This window comes from Mesorhizobium sp. WSM1497 (assembly GCF_001672455.2).
Taxonomy (GTDB): Bacteria; Pseudomonadota; Alphaproteobacteria; order Rhizobiales; family Rhizobiaceae; genus Mesorhizobium; species Mesorhizobium ciceri.
Genome location: NZ_CP021070.1, coordinates 5,146,758 through 5,164,618, shown reverse-complemented (window position 1 = coordinate 5,164,618; position 17,861 = coordinate 5,146,758). Strand labels below are relative to the sequence as shown.

General features: G+C 63.6%; 16 protein-coding genes. 10 read left to right on the top strand and 6 right to left on the bottom strand.

Features of this window, described 5'->3' with window-relative positions; genetic code table 11:
• Window positions 1–11: 11 nt before the first annotated feature.
• Entirely contained in the window at window positions 12–521 is a 510-nt protein-coding gene (locus A9K65_RS25345) for a CAP domain-containing protein (protein WP_032899511.1), read from the bottom strand.
• Window positions 522–533: 12 nt separating this feature from the next.
• Here A9K65_RS25345 and A9K65_RS35710 point away from each other — a divergent pair, with 12 nt between their 5' ends.
• Window positions 534–788, top strand: a complete 255-nt coding sequence (locus tag A9K65_RS35710) for a hypothetical protein (RefSeq protein WP_064994135.1) — start codon at window positions 534–536, stop codon at window positions 786–788.
• On the opposite strand, the gene A9K65_RS25335 is transcribed toward A9K65_RS35710, so the two are convergent.
• Window positions 772–1,995: a TadE/TadG family type IV pilus assembly protein gene (locus tag A9K65_RS25335; protein WP_027163217.1), complete on the bottom strand. Its 1,224-nt coding sequence runs from the start codon at window positions 1,993–1,995 to the stop codon at window positions 772–774. The genes A9K65_RS35710 and A9K65_RS25335 overlap by 17 nt on opposite strands.
• A gap of 300 nt (window positions 1,996–2,295) precedes the next feature.
• Here A9K65_RS25335 and A9K65_RS25330 point away from each other — a divergent pair, with 300 nt between their 5' ends.
• Complete coding sequence (locus A9K65_RS25330; protein ID WP_013532367.1) at window positions 2,296–3,120, top strand: DUF2189 domain-containing protein; 825 nt, start codon at window positions 2,296–2,298, stop codon at window positions 3,118–3,120.
• Window positions 3,121–3,134: 14 nt separating this feature from the next.
• Window positions 3,135–3,986: a dienelactone hydrolase family protein gene (locus A9K65_RS25325; protein ID WP_063167719.1), complete on the top strand. Its 852-nt coding sequence runs from the start codon at window positions 3,135–3,137 to the stop codon at window positions 3,984–3,986.
• Between the two features lie 25 nt (window positions 3,987–4,011).
• On the opposite strand, the gene A9K65_RS25320 is transcribed toward A9K65_RS25325, so the two are convergent.
• Both A9K65_RS25320 and A9K65_RS25315 read right to left on the bottom strand, forming a co-directional pair.
• A complete protein-coding gene (locus A9K65_RS25320) occupies window positions 4,012–4,644 on the bottom strand; it encodes a LysE family translocator (RefSeq protein ID WP_024504845.1) in 633 nt (210 codons plus the stop codon).
• Between the two features lie 131 nt (window positions 4,645–4,775).
• Window positions 4,776–6,761, bottom strand: a complete 1,986-nt coding sequence (locus A9K65_RS25315; RefSeq protein ID WP_198327525.1) for a TadE/TadG family type IV pilus assembly protein — start codon at window positions 6,759–6,761, stop codon at window positions 4,776–4,778.
• A gap of 230 nt (window positions 6,762–6,991) precedes the next feature.
• Here A9K65_RS25315 and A9K65_RS25310 point away from each other — a divergent pair, with 230 nt between their 5' ends.
• Together A9K65_RS25310 and A9K65_RS25305 are read left to right on the top strand one after the other, a co-directional pair.
• Window positions 6,992–7,852: a TIGR01459 family HAD-type hydrolase gene (locus tag A9K65_RS25310; RefSeq protein WP_063170199.1), complete on the top strand. Its 861-nt coding sequence runs from the start codon at window positions 6,992–6,994 to the stop codon at window positions 7,850–7,852.
• 6 nt (window positions 7,853–7,858) lie between these two features.
• Window positions 7,859–8,839 (top strand): bifunctional riboflavin kinase/FAD synthetase, encoded by a 981-nt coding sequence (locus A9K65_RS25305; protein ID WP_063171845.1) that lies wholly within the window; start codon window positions 7,859–7,861, stop codon window positions 8,837–8,839.
• Between the two features lies 1 nt (window position 8,840).
• Here A9K65_RS25305 and A9K65_RS25300 read toward each other — a convergent pair whose 3' ends face one another.
• Complete coding sequence (locus tag A9K65_RS25300) at window positions 8,841–9,395, bottom strand: HdeD family acid-resistance protein (RefSeq protein WP_013532362.1); 555 nt, start codon at window positions 9,393–9,395, stop codon at window positions 8,841–8,843.
• 194 nt (window positions 9,396–9,589) lie between these two features.
• On the opposite strand from A9K65_RS25300, the gene A9K65_RS25295 reads away from it, so the two are divergent.
• The 3 genes from A9K65_RS25295 (at window position 9,590) to A9K65_RS25285 (ending at window position 14,477) form a co-directional block, all read left to right on the top strand.
• On the top strand, window positions 9,590–10,396 hold the full coding sequence (locus A9K65_RS25295; RefSeq protein ID WP_024504841.1) for a MipA/OmpV family protein: 807 nt from the start codon (window positions 9,590–9,592) through the stop codon (window positions 10,394–10,396).
• A gap of 234 nt (window positions 10,397–10,630) precedes the next feature.
• The gene (ileS, locus tag A9K65_RS25290; protein ID WP_064994137.1) at window positions 10,631–13,594 is read left to right on the top strand and encodes an isoleucine--tRNA ligase; all 2,964 of its coding nucleotides are present in this window, start codon (window positions 10,631–10,633) and stop codon (window positions 13,592–13,594) included.
• Between the two features lie 211 nt (window positions 13,595–13,805).
• Window positions 13,806–14,477, top strand: coding sequence for a hypothetical protein (locus A9K65_RS25285; RefSeq protein WP_013532359.1), 672 nt, complete (start codon window positions 13,806–13,808; stop codon window positions 14,475–14,477).
• 36 nt (window positions 14,478–14,513) lie between these two features.
• On the opposite strand, the gene A9K65_RS25280 is transcribed toward A9K65_RS25285, so the two are convergent.
• A complete protein-coding gene (locus A9K65_RS25280; protein ID WP_064994139.1) occupies window positions 14,514–14,963 on the bottom strand; it encodes a nucleoside deaminase in 450 nt (149 codons plus the stop codon).
• A gap of 182 nt (window positions 14,964–15,145) precedes the next feature.
• On the opposite strand from A9K65_RS25280, the gene A9K65_RS25275 reads away from it, so the two are divergent.
• Both A9K65_RS25275 and rsmD read left to right on the top strand, forming a co-directional pair.
• On the top strand, window positions 15,146–17,182 hold the full coding sequence (locus A9K65_RS25275) for a pseudouridine synthase (RefSeq protein WP_064994141.1): 2,037 nt from the start codon (window positions 15,146–15,148) through the stop codon (window positions 17,180–17,182).
• Entirely contained in the window at window positions 17,179–17,733 is a 555-nt protein-coding gene (gene rsmD / locus A9K65_RS25270) for a 16S rRNA (guanine(966)-N(2))-methyltransferase RsmD (RefSeq protein ID WP_064994142.1), read from the top strand. The genes A9K65_RS25275 and rsmD overlap by 4 nt, the downstream gene beginning before the upstream one ends.
• The last annotated feature ends 128 nt before the right edge of the window (window positions 17,734–17,861 follow it).

The following is a 17,861-nucleotide window of genomic DNA, read 5'->3' as shown; positions in this document are numbered from 1 at the left end:
GGCACGTTTTCCTATTTTCCGAGCACGAGGCTCCAGTAACGGAGCTTGCTGTCGCTGCCGTCGCGCACATAGGCAAGGCCGAAGCGTGTGAAGCGCGGGTCGAGCATGTTGCGGCGATGGCCTGGTGAATGCACCCAGATGTCGAACAGCTTCTCGAGGTCGAAACGACCCTCGGCGATGTTCTCCGCCGCGGCACCGGAAATTCGATTGTCCCTGACGCGCGAGGCGAAATCCTTGCCCCAGCCGGTGGTGTGGCTCATGCGGCGGCGCTGCGCCATGTAGCCTGCCTGCTGCAGGGCGGCCTGTTCGAGCTGCCGGTCGGGGACCAGCGGCGCGAGCCCGGCCGAGGCGCGGATGCTGGCCAGCGTGCTGGTGGCGGAGGAGGAGACCCCGGCGCCTTCACCGGTTGGCAGTGAAACGGTGCTGCAGGCGGCGAGCCCCGCCAGGGCTGCGAGGCCGGTCAGCACCATGCGCCTGTTCAGCTTCGGGATCGGGTGGGTTTCGATTTTCGCTATGGTCATGCCTCTGAGATAATGGCGATCATGGCTTTTGCCGGGCATGGCGGCGAAAATCGAAGAGGGGGCGACAGACTGACGCTGGCCGGTACAACGCTGATCGGCGTGGCATGCTGGGCGGAATTTCACCAGGCGATCGACGGCGCTGCCTATCCCAGGCTGGCCGGATTGCGCCTCGCATCGAAACCGATCCGGCCGTGCGTTATCGCCATTTTCTCAACGCTACCGCTGGCGCCGCCGCACGTCAGGTTGTCTCTCATTTCACCAGAGTGATCATCCGATCGGCATACATTGTGCGATTTCCAAGCGCCGCCGCGCAGTCGGACTTGACGGACGAGTTCCCGGTCATCTGTATCGTATTGCCGACAAGCCTGAGACAGTCGCCCTGGGCGCTCATATCAGAATTGCCGGCGTAGGAAATGGGCGCGTCCGGCGCGTAGATGAAACCGCTGAGCACGGAATTTGCGCCACCATTCAATGTCAGGGCAGACGTGTTGCCGTGATCCTGGAAAATGGTGATGCCAGCATAAGGGCCGCTGGTGGGCGGGGAAAGGTTCACCTTCTCATTGGCATTTATGTAGATCTGAGCGCTTTCCATGAGGAAAATGGTCACGCCCTGGCCAGTCAGGCTGCCGTTTCCCCCTGGCTTTATGGTGGTGCCGCGCATGATGTAGACGCCCGGATTAAGCGTGATGTTCCCCGATAATGTCTTGTCGCAATAAGTGCCGGGCGACAGCGTGTAGGTTTTGCCGTTCGGGACAGGCAAACACAATGTGTAAGGGGGAGGAACGACGTCGGCCAATGGATCAAAGGACGCGTACCTATGTTCGTGCGGCGTTCCGCAGGCGAGACTGGCGCTGGGTGGCAACAGCCCGCTGGTGCCACCGACGGTTGAGACACAGCCGGCCGAAACCAGTGCGGAACCACCCCTGTTGACGGAATCCGACGCGTCCGAGTTCGCCGCGATCACGCAATTGTCCATCGAGACGTTGGTTGAGCCCTGCAGGTTCACGGCGGCGGACGCATGCGGATCGAGCGCCAGCACGCAGGCCTGTGCGCCAGGTTTTATCTTGACCGAGGCCGAGCGGTAGGCCTGCCAGGGGGCCGAGGCGCTGATGAAGCTTGGGCGGCTTATGCTGGACGACAGCGAGATAAAGTAGGCGCTTGGACTGCCGCTTGCCGTTGCCGCGAAAGCGGAGACGCTGCCCAAATATTCCTGCTGGTCGGCCGCGCTCATATTGGCGGCGAAGAACTGCAGCCCAAGCTGCTGGACATCGCCAGCCGCCATATCGGGAGAGAACTTCGTGCCGATGGCGAGCCCAGCCGCGTCCAGCGAGTTCTGGAGTTGCGAGGCGTCATGGCTCGTGCCGATCAGATCGACGGCGCCGGCCAAACCAATCATTATTGGCAGCATAGCGAAGGCGGTCGTTATGGCAAAGTTGCCGCGCTCCGAAGACCAGAAGGCTTTCAATGCGAACATAGTCCCTCGCCGAAACTCGTAAAGCTCAGGTGATACGCCAGGGATCCCTACGAGTAATTTAAGTAAATGCTAAAATGCGTAAATGCTAAAATGCAGCACAATGATTGGCCAAAACGAAGGTCTGCCAAGGTACGCCATATGAGAGGCCATACGGAGAGTTGAACACAACGAGGAGTTGCTCCCCAGGCCATTGACCCGGCGACAATCGCCGCCAACTCTGCTATCATGCTTGTCGATCTTGAAGTGGCAGCTCTGGCGGCCATCCAGGCGGTGACCGCCCCGACACACGGGAGGAAGGTTATGGCCGGCTTTCATGTCATGGCGGACGCACGTGGAATGCATGTGCAGCCGACGGTGCGCCGCATCACCACGTCGGACCTTTGGGATGCGTTGCGTCTCGGGTTCGAGGATTTCTGGGCAAAACCATCGCACTACGTGTTCCTGTGCCTGATCTATCCCATCGTCGGCCTGATCCTGACGCAGTGGACGTCCGGCGCCAATGCCATCCAGCTCATCTATCCCCTGATGTCGGGTTTCGCTCTGGTCGGGCCGTTTGCGGCGCTCGGCCTTTACGAGATCAGCCGCCGGCGCGAGCTCGGCATGAACACCTCCTGGCGGCACGCGTTTGATGTCCGGCGCTCGTCCGCGATCCCGTCGATCGCCGTCATCGGCGTCATGCTGGTGGCGCTGTTCCTGTTGTGGCTCTACACCGCGCAATCGATCTACACTGGCCTGTTCGGAGACCAGCCGCCGGCCTCGATCGGCGGCTTCATCCGCGACGTGCTGACCACCAGTAAGGGCTGGACGCTGATCCTTGCCGGTAATGCCGCGGGCTTTGTCTTTGCCGTAATCGTGCTGGCCACCACTGTGGTTGCCTTCCCGCTGCTGCTCGACCGCGACGTCGGCGCCGTCTCAGCCATCGAGACCTCGGCCCGGGCGGTGATGGCCAACCCGCTGCAAATGGCGCTGTGGGGCTTGCTGGTCGCCGTGCTTCTGGTGATCGGTTCGATCCCGCTGTTTGCCGGGCTCGCCGTCGTCATGCCGGTGCTCGGCCATGCCACCTGGCATCTCTACCGCAAGGTGGTCGAGCCGGAGCGGGCACAGCAGATAAGACGGCCGATGTAACGAAGCAGGCACCCATGGCCTTCACCCTGCCGAGACTGCCCAACAAGGTCGTCTGTCTGACCTGCCTTTGTATCGGTAGCTATCTGCATGCCGCGCCAGCGCGCGCTGACCAGCCGGTGCAGTTTGAAAGCGCGGCTTCGGAGCCAACGCCATTTCAGAAGCGCATTGCGCAAGCGGGCGGCAACGTCCCGAGGGCCGTTCCCGGCACGCCGCTGCAGGGGTATTTAACGCGTCCGCCGGGTGAGGGGCCGTTCCCGGCTGTCGTGGTTCTGCACGGATGTTCAGGTTTGCCCCGAAGTGTAAGGAAAACCTGGTCCGAGCGACTGTCTTCCTGGGGTTACGTCGTCCTCGTCGTCGACAGCTTCAGCACCCGCGGCATTAAGGAGACCTGTGATGGCCTCCACCCTGTTGATCGCGTATATGACGCCTACGGCGCTCTGGAATACCTATCAAAATACAGTTTTGTCGACCCGCGGCGCATTGCGTTGATGGGGTTCTCCGCTGGCGGGAACGCAACGCTCGAGGCCTTGCAGTCTGGTGGAGACGAGCGGCTTATGGAGCGCAAATTCAAGGCTGCGATCGCCTACTATCCGGATTGTTCGGCAACGAATGGCGACATGGCGGTCCCGACCTTGATCCTGATCGGCGAGCTGGACGATCGGACCCCCGCCAAAAATTGCCAGGAGATGATGACGCAGCGCAGCGGCAAGGGAAGCTCTGTGCAGCTTGACGTCTACCCGGGTGCTCGTCACGGATTTGACTCCGCAGGATTGAAGACCGGCATCGAGGCCTATGGTCAGTACAATGCTGCCGAGCAATCCATCCTTGCCTCTCATGCATTCCTGAAAGAAGTCTTCGGCGGCTGACAGCGGCGACCGCCGGTTTGCACTCTCAGCGCTGCGCGTCTGTCGCCATCTTCAGCGCAAGAGCCGCCAGCACGGTTCCCATCATCCAGCGCTGGATGACCAGCCACAAGGGCCGTCCGGCGAGAAAGGTGGCGATTGAACCGGCCGTCACCGCGATGACGGCATTGACGCTGAGGCTGATCGAGATCTGTGTCGCGCCGAGCACCAGGAGCTGCGACAGGACGTGACCCTTGCCAGGGCTGATGAACTGCGGCAACAGCGACAGATAGAGCACGGCCACCTTCGGATTGAGCAGATTGGTCATCAGGCCCATGGCGAAAAGCTTGCGCGGCCGGTCCCTTGGCAATTCGCGCACTTCGAATGGCGAGCGTCCGCCCGGCTTCACCGCCTGCCAGGCCAGCCACAGGAGATAGAGCACGCCGGCAAAGCGCAGCGCATCATAGGCGTAGGGCACTGCGAGCAGCAGCGCGGTGATGCCGAATGCCGCCGCCAGTACATAGAAGACAAAGCCGAGCGCCACGCCGCCAAGCGAGATGAGCCCCGCCTTCGGCCCCTGCGACAGGGAACGCGAGATCAAATAGATCATGTTGGGGCCAGGCGTCAGCACCATGCCGAGGCAGACCAGCGCGAAGGCGAGATGATTGGCTGTTTCGGGCATCTGTTCTTCCCCAGCGCGCCGCGAATGGACGCGCGATCCGGCAGGCGGCCAAGATGTGCCTGTCCCGGGAGGCGCGCGCAAGTGCATGGCGGCGCCAGCCGTTGTTCCAGCCAGCCCCCGAAGCCTGAGGATCAGCCGACGATGCGCAGGTTCGACAATTCGTTGCCGATTTCCTTGAAATCGTTCGACAAGCTGGCGCCGGTGGCATTCCAGAACAGTTTTGCCGGCTTGCTCGCGTCCGTTGGATCCTTGCGGAAGCGCGAGTTCGACGAGCAGGATTTCAGCGCCTCGATCGCCTGCTGATCGGCGGTTTTGGTCGTCGACAGGTCGAGCGCCACCGTCATCACCATGATATTGGCTGCCTTGGCGTTGTTGCAAAGCGTCGCCATCTGCTCGTTGAGCGCGTTGGTGTAGTTGCCGTTCGAATAGTCGAACTGGCCAATGGCGCTCGATGTGCCCATGAACAGGCGGCCCACCGAAGTGCCGTTGTAGCCTGGGTTGAGATAGCCGAAGGACGCATAGGTCGATTTCGAATCGGCGGGGTCGGAATGGCTGAGCGAGGACGGCGTGTAGTAGGTATTGGCGCCGTCGGTCAGCACGATGACGACCTTGTCGTTGCCTCTCTCGGTTTCCGGGCGGCCTTGCGTGAACGGCTCGCCGCTCGAAACCACCCGCCAACCCCAGGCCATGCCTTCGGGAACATTGGTGCCGCCATCGGGCTTCATCAGGTCGATCGCGGCCTTGATCGCGGTAAGCCCAGTGGTAACGCTGACATCGGTCAGCGGCGTGATCGGGTTGGTGGAGCAGCTGTAGTTCGGCCCGTTGCCGGCGGCCAGCGCCGGCGCATTGATCGGCCTCGGTTGGAAATATTTGGACATGTTGCGCAGCCGGGATTGGCCGGTACTGCTCGTCGGGTCGTCATTCCACCAGCTGTTGATGGCGCCATAGGTCGTCGGCGCGGCCTCGTCGGGATCCTGGGTGAGCCTCCAATGGTTGCCGGGTTCGTCCGGGGCGAACATCGGCACAAACATCGTCGCCGGATCGCCGACCCCTATGCCGGTGTTCGCCGAGCCGCCGGAAGGCGCCGCGTCGTTGACATTGTAGGGATAAGGCCTGGCCTCGACGCAGCCCTGCCAACTGGCGAACGGGCCATAGGTGTCGATGTAGTCGTATTCGTCGTGGTCGCGTTTGCAGGTGTTGTTCGGGTTGTATTCGTCGCACACCACGCGCTTGCTGTTGACGACACGCTCATGGTTGGTGACGACCTTCATGTCGCGATAGAGCGAAAACCGGGTCAGCATCTGGCCTTCGTCGGTTCCCCATCCGGTGCCGCGCTTGTACCAGATGCCGTTGGTCTGCTGGGCGTATTTGTCGGCTGCGTTCAGCGTCGACCAGTCGAAATTCTCGTTCGATACCGGCGACAATCCTTCGGTATCCATCCAGGGCGCATTGCCGTTGCCGGGCCCGACATTGACCGAGGCGGCAAACGGCACGAGGCCGAACTGCACCGGCCTGTCGACCTGCTTGATCATCGCCGCCTGCTGGGCCAGCGTGTCGACCAGCTGTTTTGCCGCGGTCTTGAGAAGGTCGATGCGCGTTTGCCCCGAGCCCGTTCCGGTCTTGGTCATCGACCCGGAATTGTCGAGTACCAGGGCGACTTCAAGAGTGTTCTTCAGCCGCACTTCCGAGGTGATGTTGAAGCTGATCCTCTGGTTGGCGTCGGTTTCGGATTTGCCGACGAGCTGGCCGAAGACCGGATAGAAATAGGGCTTGTAGTCAAGCCGCGCGGTCATCTTGAGCAAGCCGCCGCCGGTGGTGTTGCTTGGCAAGGTGACGGTGAGCGTCGTATTGGCGGGATTGATCTTGTTGAGGTTGGCATTGAAGAAGTCGAGCGCATAGGCCCGCAACCGGTCGTCGGTGGCACCCTCCGTCAGCCGGCGCGCCGTGGCGAAGTTTGCGGCATCGAGCGCGTTCGAAACCGCCTGTTTTTCGCGGCTCATCTCGGTGAAGTCGACGGCCATTGCCAGGGCGCCCATCAGCGGAACCATAGCGACGACCGTCATAAGAGCATAGTTGCCGCGTTGGTCGCGGCAGAACTGACGCCAAAGTCCATGCATGTCTTGGAGCGGCCCCCGCCGGCGGATTCTCGATCGACGCCAGCTTTCCACAAAACGCTGAAGGCCGGGTTTGGCAAATCGCTCTATTGCCGGGGCAGCGCTTCACCAACCGCTAACCAATCGTGCCTGGCGAAAGCTGGTGACAGGCCGGAATGGTTCGGCTAATCCGAACCGGCTGCGGCGAACCGTCTGTCGTGGCGGTCGCAACGATCATGACTGAAGGAAACGGCATGGCGGATTCGCCTGAAATCATCGGCTCGCTCGAAGACGTGTCGAAGGCCTATTCGGCAATCCTGTGCGACGTCTGGGGCGTGGTCCATAATGGCGAAACGCATTTCCCTGTGGCAGCCTCCGCATTGGCAAGGGCTCGAGAGGCGAAAATCCCCGTCGTCCTGATCACCAATTCGCCGCGCAGAAGTGCCGATGTCGTGGCGCAGATGAACGCGATCGGTGTTCCACCGTCAGCCTACGACCGGGTGGTTACCTCAGGCGACGTGACCCGGGATCTGATCGCCGAAGGGCCGCGCAAGATTTTCCATATCGGCGCCGACCGCGACTTCACCCTCTATGAAGGTCTCGACGTCGAGCTTGTCGAGGAGTTCGAGGCGTCCGGCGTCGTCTGTACCGGCCTGTTCGACGACGAGGTCGAGAAGCCCGAGGATTACGCGGAGCTCCTGCGGCGGCTGCGCGCCAGGAACCTGCCTTTCATCTGCGCAAATCCCGACATCGTGGTCGAACGTGGCGAACGCATCATCTGGTGTGCCGGCGCGCTGGCGCGTGACTATGCCCAGCTCGGCGGCCGCACATTGATCGCCGGAAAACCTTACGCGCCGATCTACAATCTCGCGATGAAGGAGGTTGCCGAGATTCTGGGCCAGCCGGTCGAGCGCGGCCAGGTGCTGGCCATCGGCGACGGCATGATGACCGATGTGAAGGGCGCCGCCGACAATGGCTTCGATGTTCTTTATGTCTCCGGCGGTATCCATGCCCGCGACTATGGCGATGCCCTGCAACCGGATCCGGCAAGATTGGCGGCCTTCCTGGAAAAGCATGGCTATGGTCCGGTGGCCGTCATTCCCAGACTTCGGTAGGTGACGATGGCAGCCTTCCAGCGCATCCTGGCAACCGCGCCGCTTCCCGCCGACCTGCGCGGCGGCGTCGTGGCGATCGGCAATTTCGATGGCGTCCATCGCGGCCATCAGGCGGTGCTCGAGCGAGCCTCGGCGGAGGCAGGACGGCGCGGCGTGCCGGCCCTGGTGCTGACATTCGAACCGCATCCGCGCAAGATCTTCAGGCCTGATATCCCGTTGTTCGTGCTGACGCCGCCGCCTATGAAGGCGCGGCTGCTGTCGCTGCTAGGCTTTGCCGCGCTCGTCGAGCAGCCGTTCACGCGCGACTTCGCCTCGCTGTCGGCGGAAGCGTTCGTGACGGATGTGCTGGAGACGAACCTCGGCATTACTCACGCCGTGACCGGGTTCGACTTCCATTTCGGCAAGGATCGTCAGGGCGGCCCGGCCTACCTGATGGCGGCCGGCGAGCGTCACGGCTTCGGCGTCACGCTCGTCGACGCGTTCCGGGACGAGGGCGCCGAGGTGGTGTCGTCCAGCCGTATCCGCGGATTGCTGGGCGAGGGCGAGGTGGCTGAAGCCGCCGGACTGCTCGGTTACCGGTTCACCGTCGAAAGCGAGGTGGTCGGCGGACAGCAGCTCGGCCGCACCCTTGGCTTTCCGACTGCCAACATGAGGCTTTCGCCCGAAGCGACTCTGAAAGAAGGGATTTATGCCGTCCGCTTCCGCCGCGCCGACGGCACGCTTCACGACGGCGTCGCCAGCTTCGGCCGACGCCCGACAGTCGACGACAACGGCGCGCCGCTGCTGGAAACCTTTGTCTTCGATTTCTCCGGCGACCTCTATGGCGAGGTTTGTCAGGTTTCCTTCTTCGGTTTCCTGCGTCCGGAGGTGAAGTTCGAGGGGCTCGACGCGCTGGTCGCGCAGATGAAGCGCGATGAAGCCGAGGCACGCGCGCTGCTTGCCGGCGTCAGGCCGCTCTCCGACCTCGACGCTGCGATGGCATTTTAAGCTACTTCTTCAGTGCCAGGCCAACGGCGATGAAGGTCCAGCCCTGGAAGATCAGATCGATCGCCAGGAACAGACCGAGCACCCACAGGCTGTTGACCGGCCAGCCCATGGCGATGATCAGGCCCGCAAGCGCGGTGATGACACCGGCAGCGACGATCCAGCCCCAGCCGCGTTCCGGCCGATGGCTGTAGCCGACCCAGGCCCTGAGCACCCCTGACGCGACCAGCGCAATCGCCAGCAGGAATGTCAGCACCGCCGAGGCAAGCAGCGGATTGCCGAAAGCGAAGAAGCCGGCAACGGCGTACAGCAGTCCGCTGAGCAGCCAGTAGAAGAAGCGGCTCCAGGTCTTGACGCCGAACGCGTGCACGATCTCGATGATGCCCGCCATCAGCATCAGCCATCCCACGACGTAGACGGAAGCCACCGTGGCGACGAACAGGTTGGCGAAGGCAATGCCGCCGAAGATGAGCAGCAGCACACCGAGCGCGACAAACCATCCCCATTTTGTCCGTGTCTGTTCGATCGCGATTTTCAGGGCGTCGCCATGCAGGGTCATTGTCGCGGTCTCCATCGAGGGCTGCGGAATACTGCGGATGGAAGGTAATCCGGGCGCGGGCCAACGTCCAGTCGATGACCGGCAGCGGCATCGCGGCAAAGCGCGAGCGTATGTCTCGGGTTTAAATCAAATTTTACCAAACGGCCGTCAAAGCTGTCATCGGTATTCATATGCGTTGTGTTAGTGGAGTGGCCATGAGTCCGGTCGGAAGAATCTCTCTGGTGTTGGCCGCTGCGGTGCTGGGCGGGGCGGGCGCCGCCAATGCGGGCGAGGGCAGCTGGCTGTCCGGCGACTGGTATCTGACCGTTGGCGCCACCGGCCTGGTCGCGCCCAATTTCGAGGGCGGCAGGAAATACATGCTGAGCGCCCAACCCATCATCTCATTGGGCAAGGCCGGACCGGCGGCACGCTTTGTCTCGCGCAACGACAACATCTCGCTGGCGCTGGTCGACGATGGCGGTGTCCGCGCCGGCCTGACCGGCAAGTTCCTGTTTTCCCGCGACGACGACAACGCCGATGAGCTGAAGGGCCTCGATCCGGTGCGCTGGGGCGGCGAAGTCGGCGGCTTCTTCGAATTCTATCCGACGGACTGGCTGCGCGCCCGCGCCGAGCTGCGCCACGGCATTCGCGCTCACAACGGCTTTGTCGCCGACATCGCCGCCGATGCCTTCTACGATGTGACGCCAACCGTCAGGATTTCGGGAGGACCGCGTGTTTCCTTCGCCTCGGGCAACTATTTTGACGCCTATTATGGCGTCAACGCGCAGGAGGCGGTGGCCTCGGGCCTGAGCGAATACCATCCCGGTGGCGGGCTGAAATCGACCGGCCTTGGCGGCGCCATAACTTGGAAGGTGACCGAGCCGATGACCGCCAGCCTGTTTGGCGAATATTCGCGCCTGATGGGACCGGCGGCCGATTCCAGCCTGGTCAAGGAGCGTGGCGACCGCAACCAGTTCACGGTCGGCGTGTCGACCACCTACCGCTTCGATTTCACGATGTAGGTGAATCGAACGAGAGACGCTTTATTCCTGCCGTGGCTTCGGCTAAAAGCCCAGCCATGACCAGCTTTTCGCGCCTTTTCGCGATCGCGATACGAATTACAGGCCCGGTGTTCCGGGTGGCCTGAGCGCCGCCGGAGCCGCCGGGAGTTTCTGCGCGCCCCTCGCGCTTTTTTCATAACATGATAGTTCACGCCCGAGCTTGTACGCCCGCCGGGCAATGCACATGGCAGACCAATGACCGATACAACTGAAACGATCGACTATTCCAAGACGCTTTATTTGCCGCAGACGGACTTCCCGATGCGCGCCGGCCTGCCGGAGAAGGAGCCGCTGCTGGTCAAGCGCTGGCAGGACATGGATCTCTACCGCAAGCTGCGCGAGAGCGCTGCCGGCCGCACGAAATACGTGCTGCATGACGGCCCGCCCTACGCCAATGGCAACATCCATATCGGCCATGCACTGAACAAGATCCTCAAGGACGTCATCACCCGCTCGTTCCAGATGCGCGGTTACGACTCGAACTATGTGCCCGGCTGGGACTGTCACGGCCTGCCGATCGAATGGAAGATCGAGGAGCAGTACCGCGCCAAGGGCAAGAACAAGGACGAGGTGCCGGTCAACGAGTTCCGCAAGGAATGCCGCGAATTCGCCGCGGGTTGGATCACGGTGCAGGGGGCCGAGTTCCAGCGCCTCGGCGTCATCGGCGACTTCAAGAACCCCTATACGACGATGGCTTTCCATGCCGAGTCGCGCATCGCCGGCGAGCTGTTGAAGTTCGCCATGTCGGGCCAGCTCTATCGCGGCTCCAAGCCGGTGATGTGGAGCGTGGTCGAGCGCACGGCGCTGGCCGAGGCCGAGATCGAGTACCACGACTATGAGAGCGACACGATGTGGGTGAAGTTTCCGGTCGCCAGCCTTGTCCGCCCCATTGACGATGGCCAGACCAAGCTGACGGAGGGCGCCCTCGATCTGCTGCAGGCCCACGTCGTCATCTGGACGACGACGCCGTGGACGATCCCAGGCAACCGCGCCGTCAACTATTCGCCGCGTATAAATTATGGCCTCTACGAGGTCACGGCAGCCGAGAACGCGTTCGGCCCGCAGCCGGGTGAAAAGCTGATCTTTGCCGACGCACTGGCCGAAGACTCCTCGGCCAAGGCCAAGGTCACCTTGAATCGTCTGCGCAGCGTCTCGGCGCAAGAGCTTGGAAGCCTTACGCTTTCACATCCGCTCAAGGGCTTGGGCGGCGGCTACGAATTTGCCGCTCCGATGCTCGCCGGCGACCATGTCACCGACGATGCCGGCACCGGCTTCGTCCACACCGCGCCCGGACACGGCCGCGAGGACTTTGACGCCTGGATGGACGCGGCGGTGGATCTGCGTGCACGCGGCATCGATCCCGCCATCCCGTTCACCGTCGACGATGGCGGCTTCTTCACCAAGGACGCGCCGGGTTTCGGACCGGACCGCGAGGGTGGGCCGGCGCGCGTCATCGACGACAACGGCAAGAAGGGCAACGCCAACCAGGCCGTCATCGACGAGCTGATCAAACGCAACGCGCTGTTCGCGCGTGGCCGGCTGAAGCACAGCTATCCGCATTCATGGCGGTCCAAAAAACCGATCATCTTCCGCAACACGCCGCAATGGTTCGTCTATATGGACAAGGACCTCGGCGACGGCTCGACGTTGCGCAGCCGGGCGCTCAAGGCCATCGACGAAACCCGTTTCGTGCCCGCCGCCGGCCAGAACCGCATCCGCGCCATGATCGAGGAGCGCCCGGACTGGGTGCTGTCGCGCCAGCGCGCCTGGGGCGTGCCGATCGCCGTCTTCGCCGATGTCGACGGCAATGTGCTGAAGGACGAAGCGGTCAACCAGCGCATCATGGACGCCTTCGAGAAGGAGGGCGCCGACGCCTGGTTCGCCGCTGGCGCCAAGGAGCGTTTCCTTGGCAATCACGATGCCTCCAAATGGAAGCAGGTGATGGACATCCTCGACGTCTGGTTCGATTCGGGCTCGACGCATGTCTTCACGCTGGAGGATCGCCCTGACCTGAAATGGCCGGCCGACGTCTATCTCGAAGGCTCCGACCAGCATCGCGGCTGGTTCCATTCCTCGCTGCTGGAAAGCTGCGGCACCAGGGGCAGGGCGCCTTACGATACTGTCGTCACCCATGGTTTCACCATGGACGAGGATGGCCGCAAGATGTCGAAGTCGCTCGGCAACACCGTGGTGCCGCAGGACGTCATCAAGCAGTCGGGCGCCGATATCCTGCGTCTGTGGGTGGTGACGACCGACTACTGGGAGGACCAGCGGCTCGGCAAGAACGTGCTGCAGACCAACATCGATGCCTACCGCAAGCTGCGCAACACCATCCGCTGGATGCTCGGCACGCTCGCCCATGACGATGGCGAAGAGGTGCCGCTGGAGAAGATGCCGGAGCTGGAGCGGCTGATGCTGCACCGGCTGGCCGAGCTCGATGAGGTCGTGCGCTCGGGCTACGACGCCTTCGAGTTCAAGCGCATCACCCGCATGCTGCTCGATTTCATGGTGGTCGAGCTGTCGGCGTTCTATTTCGACATCCGCAAGGACGCGCTCTACTGCGACGCGCCGTCGAGCCTGAAGCGCAAGGCTTCCGTGCAGGTGGTGCGCCATCTCTTCGATTGCCTGGTGAAATGGCTGGCGCCGATGCTGCCCTTCACTATGGAGGAGGCCTGGCTCGATCGTCATCCCGACTCGGTCTCGGTGCATCTCGACCAGTTTCCGCAAATCCCGGCGGACTGGAAGAACGAGGCGCTGGCGGAAAAGTGGCGCCAGGTGCGGCAGGTGCGGCGCGTCGTTACCGGCGCGCTGGAGATCGCGCGCGCCCAGAAGGTGATCGGATCGTCGCTGGAAGCGGTGCCGGTCGTCACCATCAACGATGCAGCGCTCGAAGCGGCGATTTCAGATGTCGACATGGCCGAGATGGCGATCACCAGCGATCTGGTTATCGCGCATGGCGAGGCACCGGCTGGTGCCTTCGCGATCGACGACGTCAGGGGTGTCGCCGTGGTGGTCGAGAAGGCCGAGGATCGCGGCCTGTTAAAATGCGCGCGCTCATGGCGCTACACCGCCGATATCGGCCAGGATCCGGAATACCCGGATGTTTCGGCCAGGGATGCGGCGGTGCTGCATGAATTGAAGGCGCTTGGCCGGCTTTGACAGGCCGGCCGGCCAGCTTGATCGGTGCACAAATGCCACGCCGGGCGGGTGAAAAACGCCCGCGCGTTGCCCTTAACGAGTGGTTGAGGTAAACACGCGAAACTCCGGAAGACAAATTGTCGCCGGATTTCCGTCGCAAGTGCTTGGACGATGGGGACCGGCCAGAAGGCTGGTGGCAATCGAGAGGCTGTCTAGAGTGGGACTTTTTGGCATGACCGAGAGATATAATGCGCGCCTGGCGCTGCTGGCGCCGCTTGTCGCGTCGGGCCTCGCTTTGTCCGGCTGCATGGGCTCTCCGACCTACGGCACCGACAAGACCGCCGGCGAACAGCTGGCCGGCGATATTTCAGGCGCCTTTTCATTTGCGCCGAAGCGCAAGGAACAGATCGACTACAAGCCGCGTCCGACGCTTGTAAAGCCGGCGCCCGGCCAGAAGGAAGCGCTGCCGGCCCCGCAGGACAGCATCGAGACGGCGAGCGCCGAATGGCCCGAATCGCCCGAGCAGCGCCGCGCCCGCTTGCGGGCCGATGCCACCGCCCATCAGAACGACCCGGCCTATCAGTCGGAGATCGTCGACGACGTGCAAACCGATCCGGCCTCGGTGAAAAGGGCGATGGCGGAGTCAGGCTCGAGCCACCCGCCGGCATGGACACCGGCCGATTCCGACAAGGGCCGTGCCGCCGAGATCCAGCGTCGCCTCGCCGACAGCAAGCAGGGCGATCCGAACACCCGCAAATATCTGAGCGAGCCTCCAGTGCAGTATCGTGTCGCGGCCGGCACCGCGCCGCAGAACGAGCTTGGCGAGGACGAGTACAAGAAGGAACGCCGTCTCAAGAAAGAGGCGGAAGGCAAGAAGGGCAGCGGCTGGTTCGATTGGCTGTAAAAACACCGAATTGTGTCGCCGGGCGTAGCGCCCGGTTCAGCCGCGCCGCTCCCGAAAAAATTCTTTGAGCAGCAGGGCTGCTTCGGTCTCGCCCATGCCCGGATAGATGTCGGGCGCGTGGTGGCAGGTCGGCGAGGCGAAGAAGCGCACGCCGTTGACCACCGCACCGCCCTTGTCGTCGGCGGCGCCGAAATAGAGCCGGCGCAGCCGGGCGAAGGAAATGGCGCCGGCGCACATGGCGCAAGGCTCCAGCGTCACATAGAGATCGTGCCCGGTCAGTCGCTCGGCCGACAGTTTGCGGCAGGCTTCGCGGATGACCAGCATCTCGGCATGCGCGGTCGGGTCGGCAAGTTCGCGTGTGCGGTTGCCGGCGCTGGCGACAACACCAGCGCCATTGGCGATGACGGCGCCGACCGGCACTTCGCCTCGCAAGGCGGCAGCTTCGGCCTCCTTCAGCGCCAGCGCCATGAAATCGGGCCGCTTCACGCGATTTCCACTCCGATTATCTCCTCGCCACCTGACGGTGATCCTGTTATGGAGCGCATGACCTCGAAAATCGGGACTCGGTTTTCGAAAATGATCATGCGCCACATCAAAAGTGCTACAGCGTTCGTTGCGCGCCCCAAAGGATGCGCCACGCTGTAGCAGCGCAAACGGATAAAGGCCACATGGACGACAACGACAAGAAATTCCGACCCAGGAAGGGTCCGGCCAAGAGTGGGCCGAAAGCCGCGGGACCGCGCAGCCGCGATGGCGCCGCGGGCAAGGGCGGCAAACCGTCCTTTGGCGCCAAGAAACCTTACGCACCGCGTGGCGACCGGCCGATGGCTGCCGATGGCGAGCGGCCGAAGCGCGATTTCAAGGGCGGCGACAAGCCTTTCAGCAAAGGCCCGCGTCCCGAAGGCAAGCCTTTTGAGAAACGCGAGGGGCCGCGCAAGCCCTATGCACCGCGCGGCGATCGCCCGGTGGCCGCCGAAGGCGAGCGCAAGCCCTATGAAAAGCGCGAGGGGCCACGCAAGCCCTACGCACCGCGCGGCGACCGCCCGGTGGCCGCCGAAGGCGAGCGCAAGCCCTACGAGAAGCGCGAAGGGCCGCGCAAACCCTACGCACCGCGGGGCGACCGGCCGGCTGGGGCGGCAGCGGGCGGCGAAAAGCGCTTCGACCGTCCCAAGCGCGATTTCGGTGACCGCGCCCCCCGTGACGCCGGCGATCGCCCAAGGCGTGACTTCGCCGACCGCCCCAAGCGTGACTTCGGCGATCGCCCGAAGCGGGATTTCAACGATCGGCCGCAAGGCGCGTCAGGCGGCAGCTTCAAGCCACGCCCGCGTCCCGCCGAGGCTGCGGAAGAGGCAGGCGAGCGCATCGCCAAGCGGCTGGCCCGCGCCGGCCTCGCCTCGCGCCGCGATGCCGAGGAACTGATCGCCGCCGGCCGCGTCAAGGTCAATGGCCGCGCCCTGACTTCACCGGCCTTCAACGTGATGCCTGATGACATCATCCATCTCGACGGTATGGAAATCCCGCCGATCGAGCGCACAAGGCTGTTCCTGTTCCACAAGCCGGCCGGCGTCGTCACCACCAACCGCGATCCCGAGGGCCGCAAGACCGTCTTCGACGTGCTGCCGGCTGAATTGCCGCGGCTGATGACCATCGGCCGGCTCGACATCAACACCGAAGGCCTGCTGCTGCTCACCAATGATGGCGGCCTGTCGCGCGTGCTCGAACTGCCGGCCACCGGCTGGCTGCGCCGCTACCGCGTGCGCGTCCACGGTAAGGTCGAGGAAAGCGCGCTTGCCGGCCTGCGCGAAGGCATCGCCGTCGACGGCGTCTTTTACGGCGCCATCGAAGCGACGCTCGATCGCGAGCAAGGCACCAATGCCTGGCTGACGATCGGCCTGCGCGAGGGCAAGAACCGCGAAGTCAGGAACATCCTGGGTTCGCTCGGCCTCGACGTGACGCGGCTGATCCGTATCTCCTACGGGCCGTTCCAACTCGATGACCTCGCCGAGGGCCATGTGCTGGAAATCAAGGGCAGGGTGTTGCGCGACCAGCTTGGCGAGCGCCTGGTCGAGGAATCCGGCGCCAATTTCGACGCCGATGTCACCAAGCCGTTTTCCAACAAGCCGGTGCGGCGCACCGAAGTTCGCGAGCCGGAGCCGGAACGGCCGAAATTCACCCGCGATGGCGAGCGCCGCCCGATCGGCGAGGGCGGGTTGATCAAGAATCGCAAGCGCCGCGAAGGCAGCCGCGATGAGGCTCTGGGCAAACTGTCGACAAGCCCCGACAGAAACGCTGAGAAGAGTTTTGGCGAACGCGCCCCGCGTCCCGAACGCAGCTTTGGCGACAAGCCGCGCGGCAATTTCGGCGACAAACCGCGCGGTGGCTTCGGCGACAAGCCGCGTGGTGCTTTTGGTGGCAAGCCGGGCGGTGGCAAAAAGTCCGAGCGCGAGCAGCGGCCGATCGAGCCGCCCGGCCAGCGCAAGGCCAATGTCTGGATGGCGCCAGGCGCGCGACCGATCGGCAAGGGCAGGGCCGAAGCCGACGCCGCCAAGGCGGCTGACGCCAAGGCGCGCAAGGCCTCGTTCAAACCGACCTATGGCAAACCGGCCGGTGCAAAGCCGTTCGGCAAGCCGCGCGGCGAACGTCCGGGCGGGGCTGGCGGCGGTGAGCGTCCGCGCAACGGTCCCCGGGGCCCCAAAGCGAGATGAGAATCGTCGGCGGTGAGTTTCGCGGGCGTCCGTTGGCGACGCCGCGCTCGAGCGCCATCCGTCCGACGACCGATCGTACCCGCGAGGCGGTCTTCAACGTGCTGGCGCATCGCTTTGCCGAGCAATTGGACGGCGCACGCGTGCTCGACCTGTTCGCCGGCACCGGCGCGCTGGGGCTCGAAGCGCTGTCGCGCGGTGCCTCCTACGGTGTCTTCATCGAGGAATCGGCGGAAGGCCGTGGCCTGATCCGCGACAATGTCGAGGCCTTCGGCCTGACCGGCCGCACCAAGATCTTCCGCCGCGATGCCACCGGCCTCGGCGAGGCCGGCACGCTGGCGCCGTTCGGCCTTGTCTTCGCCGACCCGCCCTATGGCAAGGGCCTTGGCGAGCGCGCCTTGCAGTCGGCCAAAGCCGGCGGCTGGCTTCGCCCCGGCGCGCTGTGCGTGGTCGAAGAGGCCGCGGCGGCGTCCTTCGAGCCAGGCCCCGGCTTTTCGGTGCTGGACGAACGCAACTATGGCGAGACCGTCATCCGCTTCATCGAGGCGGCCTGATACGCCTCGTATCCTTGGCCGGGCATCCATGGGCCGGCCTCTTTGCCGCCGCCTTTGCCGGCAACATGATCAACAAATCACTTTGCTTGTCGCCAGCACCTTGCCTATCGTCTGTCGACAGAACCGGA

Coding starts and splice junctions, on each gene's coding strand:
- rsmD (WP_064994142.1), top strand. CDS start 17,179: ATGAGAATCGTCGGCGGTGAGTTTCGCGGGCGTCCGTTGGCGACGCCG.
- A9K65_RS25285 (WP_013532359.1), top strand. CDS start 13,806: ATGACCGAGAGATATAATGCGCGCCTGGCGCTGCTGGCGCCGCTTGTC.
- A9K65_RS25300 (WP_013532362.1), bottom strand. CDS start 9,395: ATGACCCTGCATGGCGACGCCCTGAAAATCGCGATCGAACAGACACGG.
- A9K65_RS25335 (WP_027163217.1), bottom strand. CDS start 1,995: ATGTTCGCATTGAAAGCCTTCTGGTCTTCGGAGCGCGGCAACTTTGCC.
- ileS (WP_064994137.1), top strand. CDS start 10,631: ATGACCGATACAACTGAAACGATCGACTATTCCAAGACGCTTTATTTG.
- A9K65_RS25295 (WP_024504841.1), top strand. CDS start 9,590: ATGAGTCCGGTCGGAAGAATCTCTCTGGTGTTGGCCGCTGCGGTGCTG.
- A9K65_RS25275 (WP_064994141.1), top strand. CDS start 15,146: ATGGACGACAACGACAAGAAATTCCGACCCAGGAAGGGTCCGGCCAAG.
- A9K65_RS25345 (WP_032899511.1), bottom strand. CDS start 521: ATGACCATAGCGAAAATCGAAACCCACCCGATCCCGAAGCTGAACAGG.
- A9K65_RS25325 (WP_063167719.1), top strand. CDS start 3,135: ATGGCCTTCACCCTGCCGAGACTGCCCAACAAGGTCGTCTGTCTGACC.
- A9K65_RS25305 (WP_063171845.1), top strand. CDS start 7,859: ATGGCAGCCTTCCAGCGCATCCTGGCAACCGCGCCGCTTCCCGCCGAC.
- A9K65_RS35710 (WP_064994135.1), top strand. CDS start 534: ATGGCGATCATGGCTTTTGCCGGGCATGGCGGCGAAAATCGAAGAGGG.
- A9K65_RS25310 (WP_063170199.1), top strand. CDS start 6,992: ATGGCGGATTCGCCTGAAATCATCGGCTCGCTCGAAGACGTGTCGAAG.
- A9K65_RS25320 (WP_024504845.1), bottom strand. CDS start 4,644: ATGCCCGAAACAGCCAATCATCTCGCCTTCGCGCTGGTCTGCCTCGGC.
- A9K65_RS25315 (WP_198327525.1), bottom strand. CDS start 6,761: ATGCATGGACTTTGGCGTCAGTTCTGCCGCGACCAACGCGGCAACTAT.
- A9K65_RS25330 (WP_013532367.1), top strand. CDS start 2,296: ATGGCCGGCTTTCATGTCATGGCGGACGCACGTGGAATGCATGTGCAG.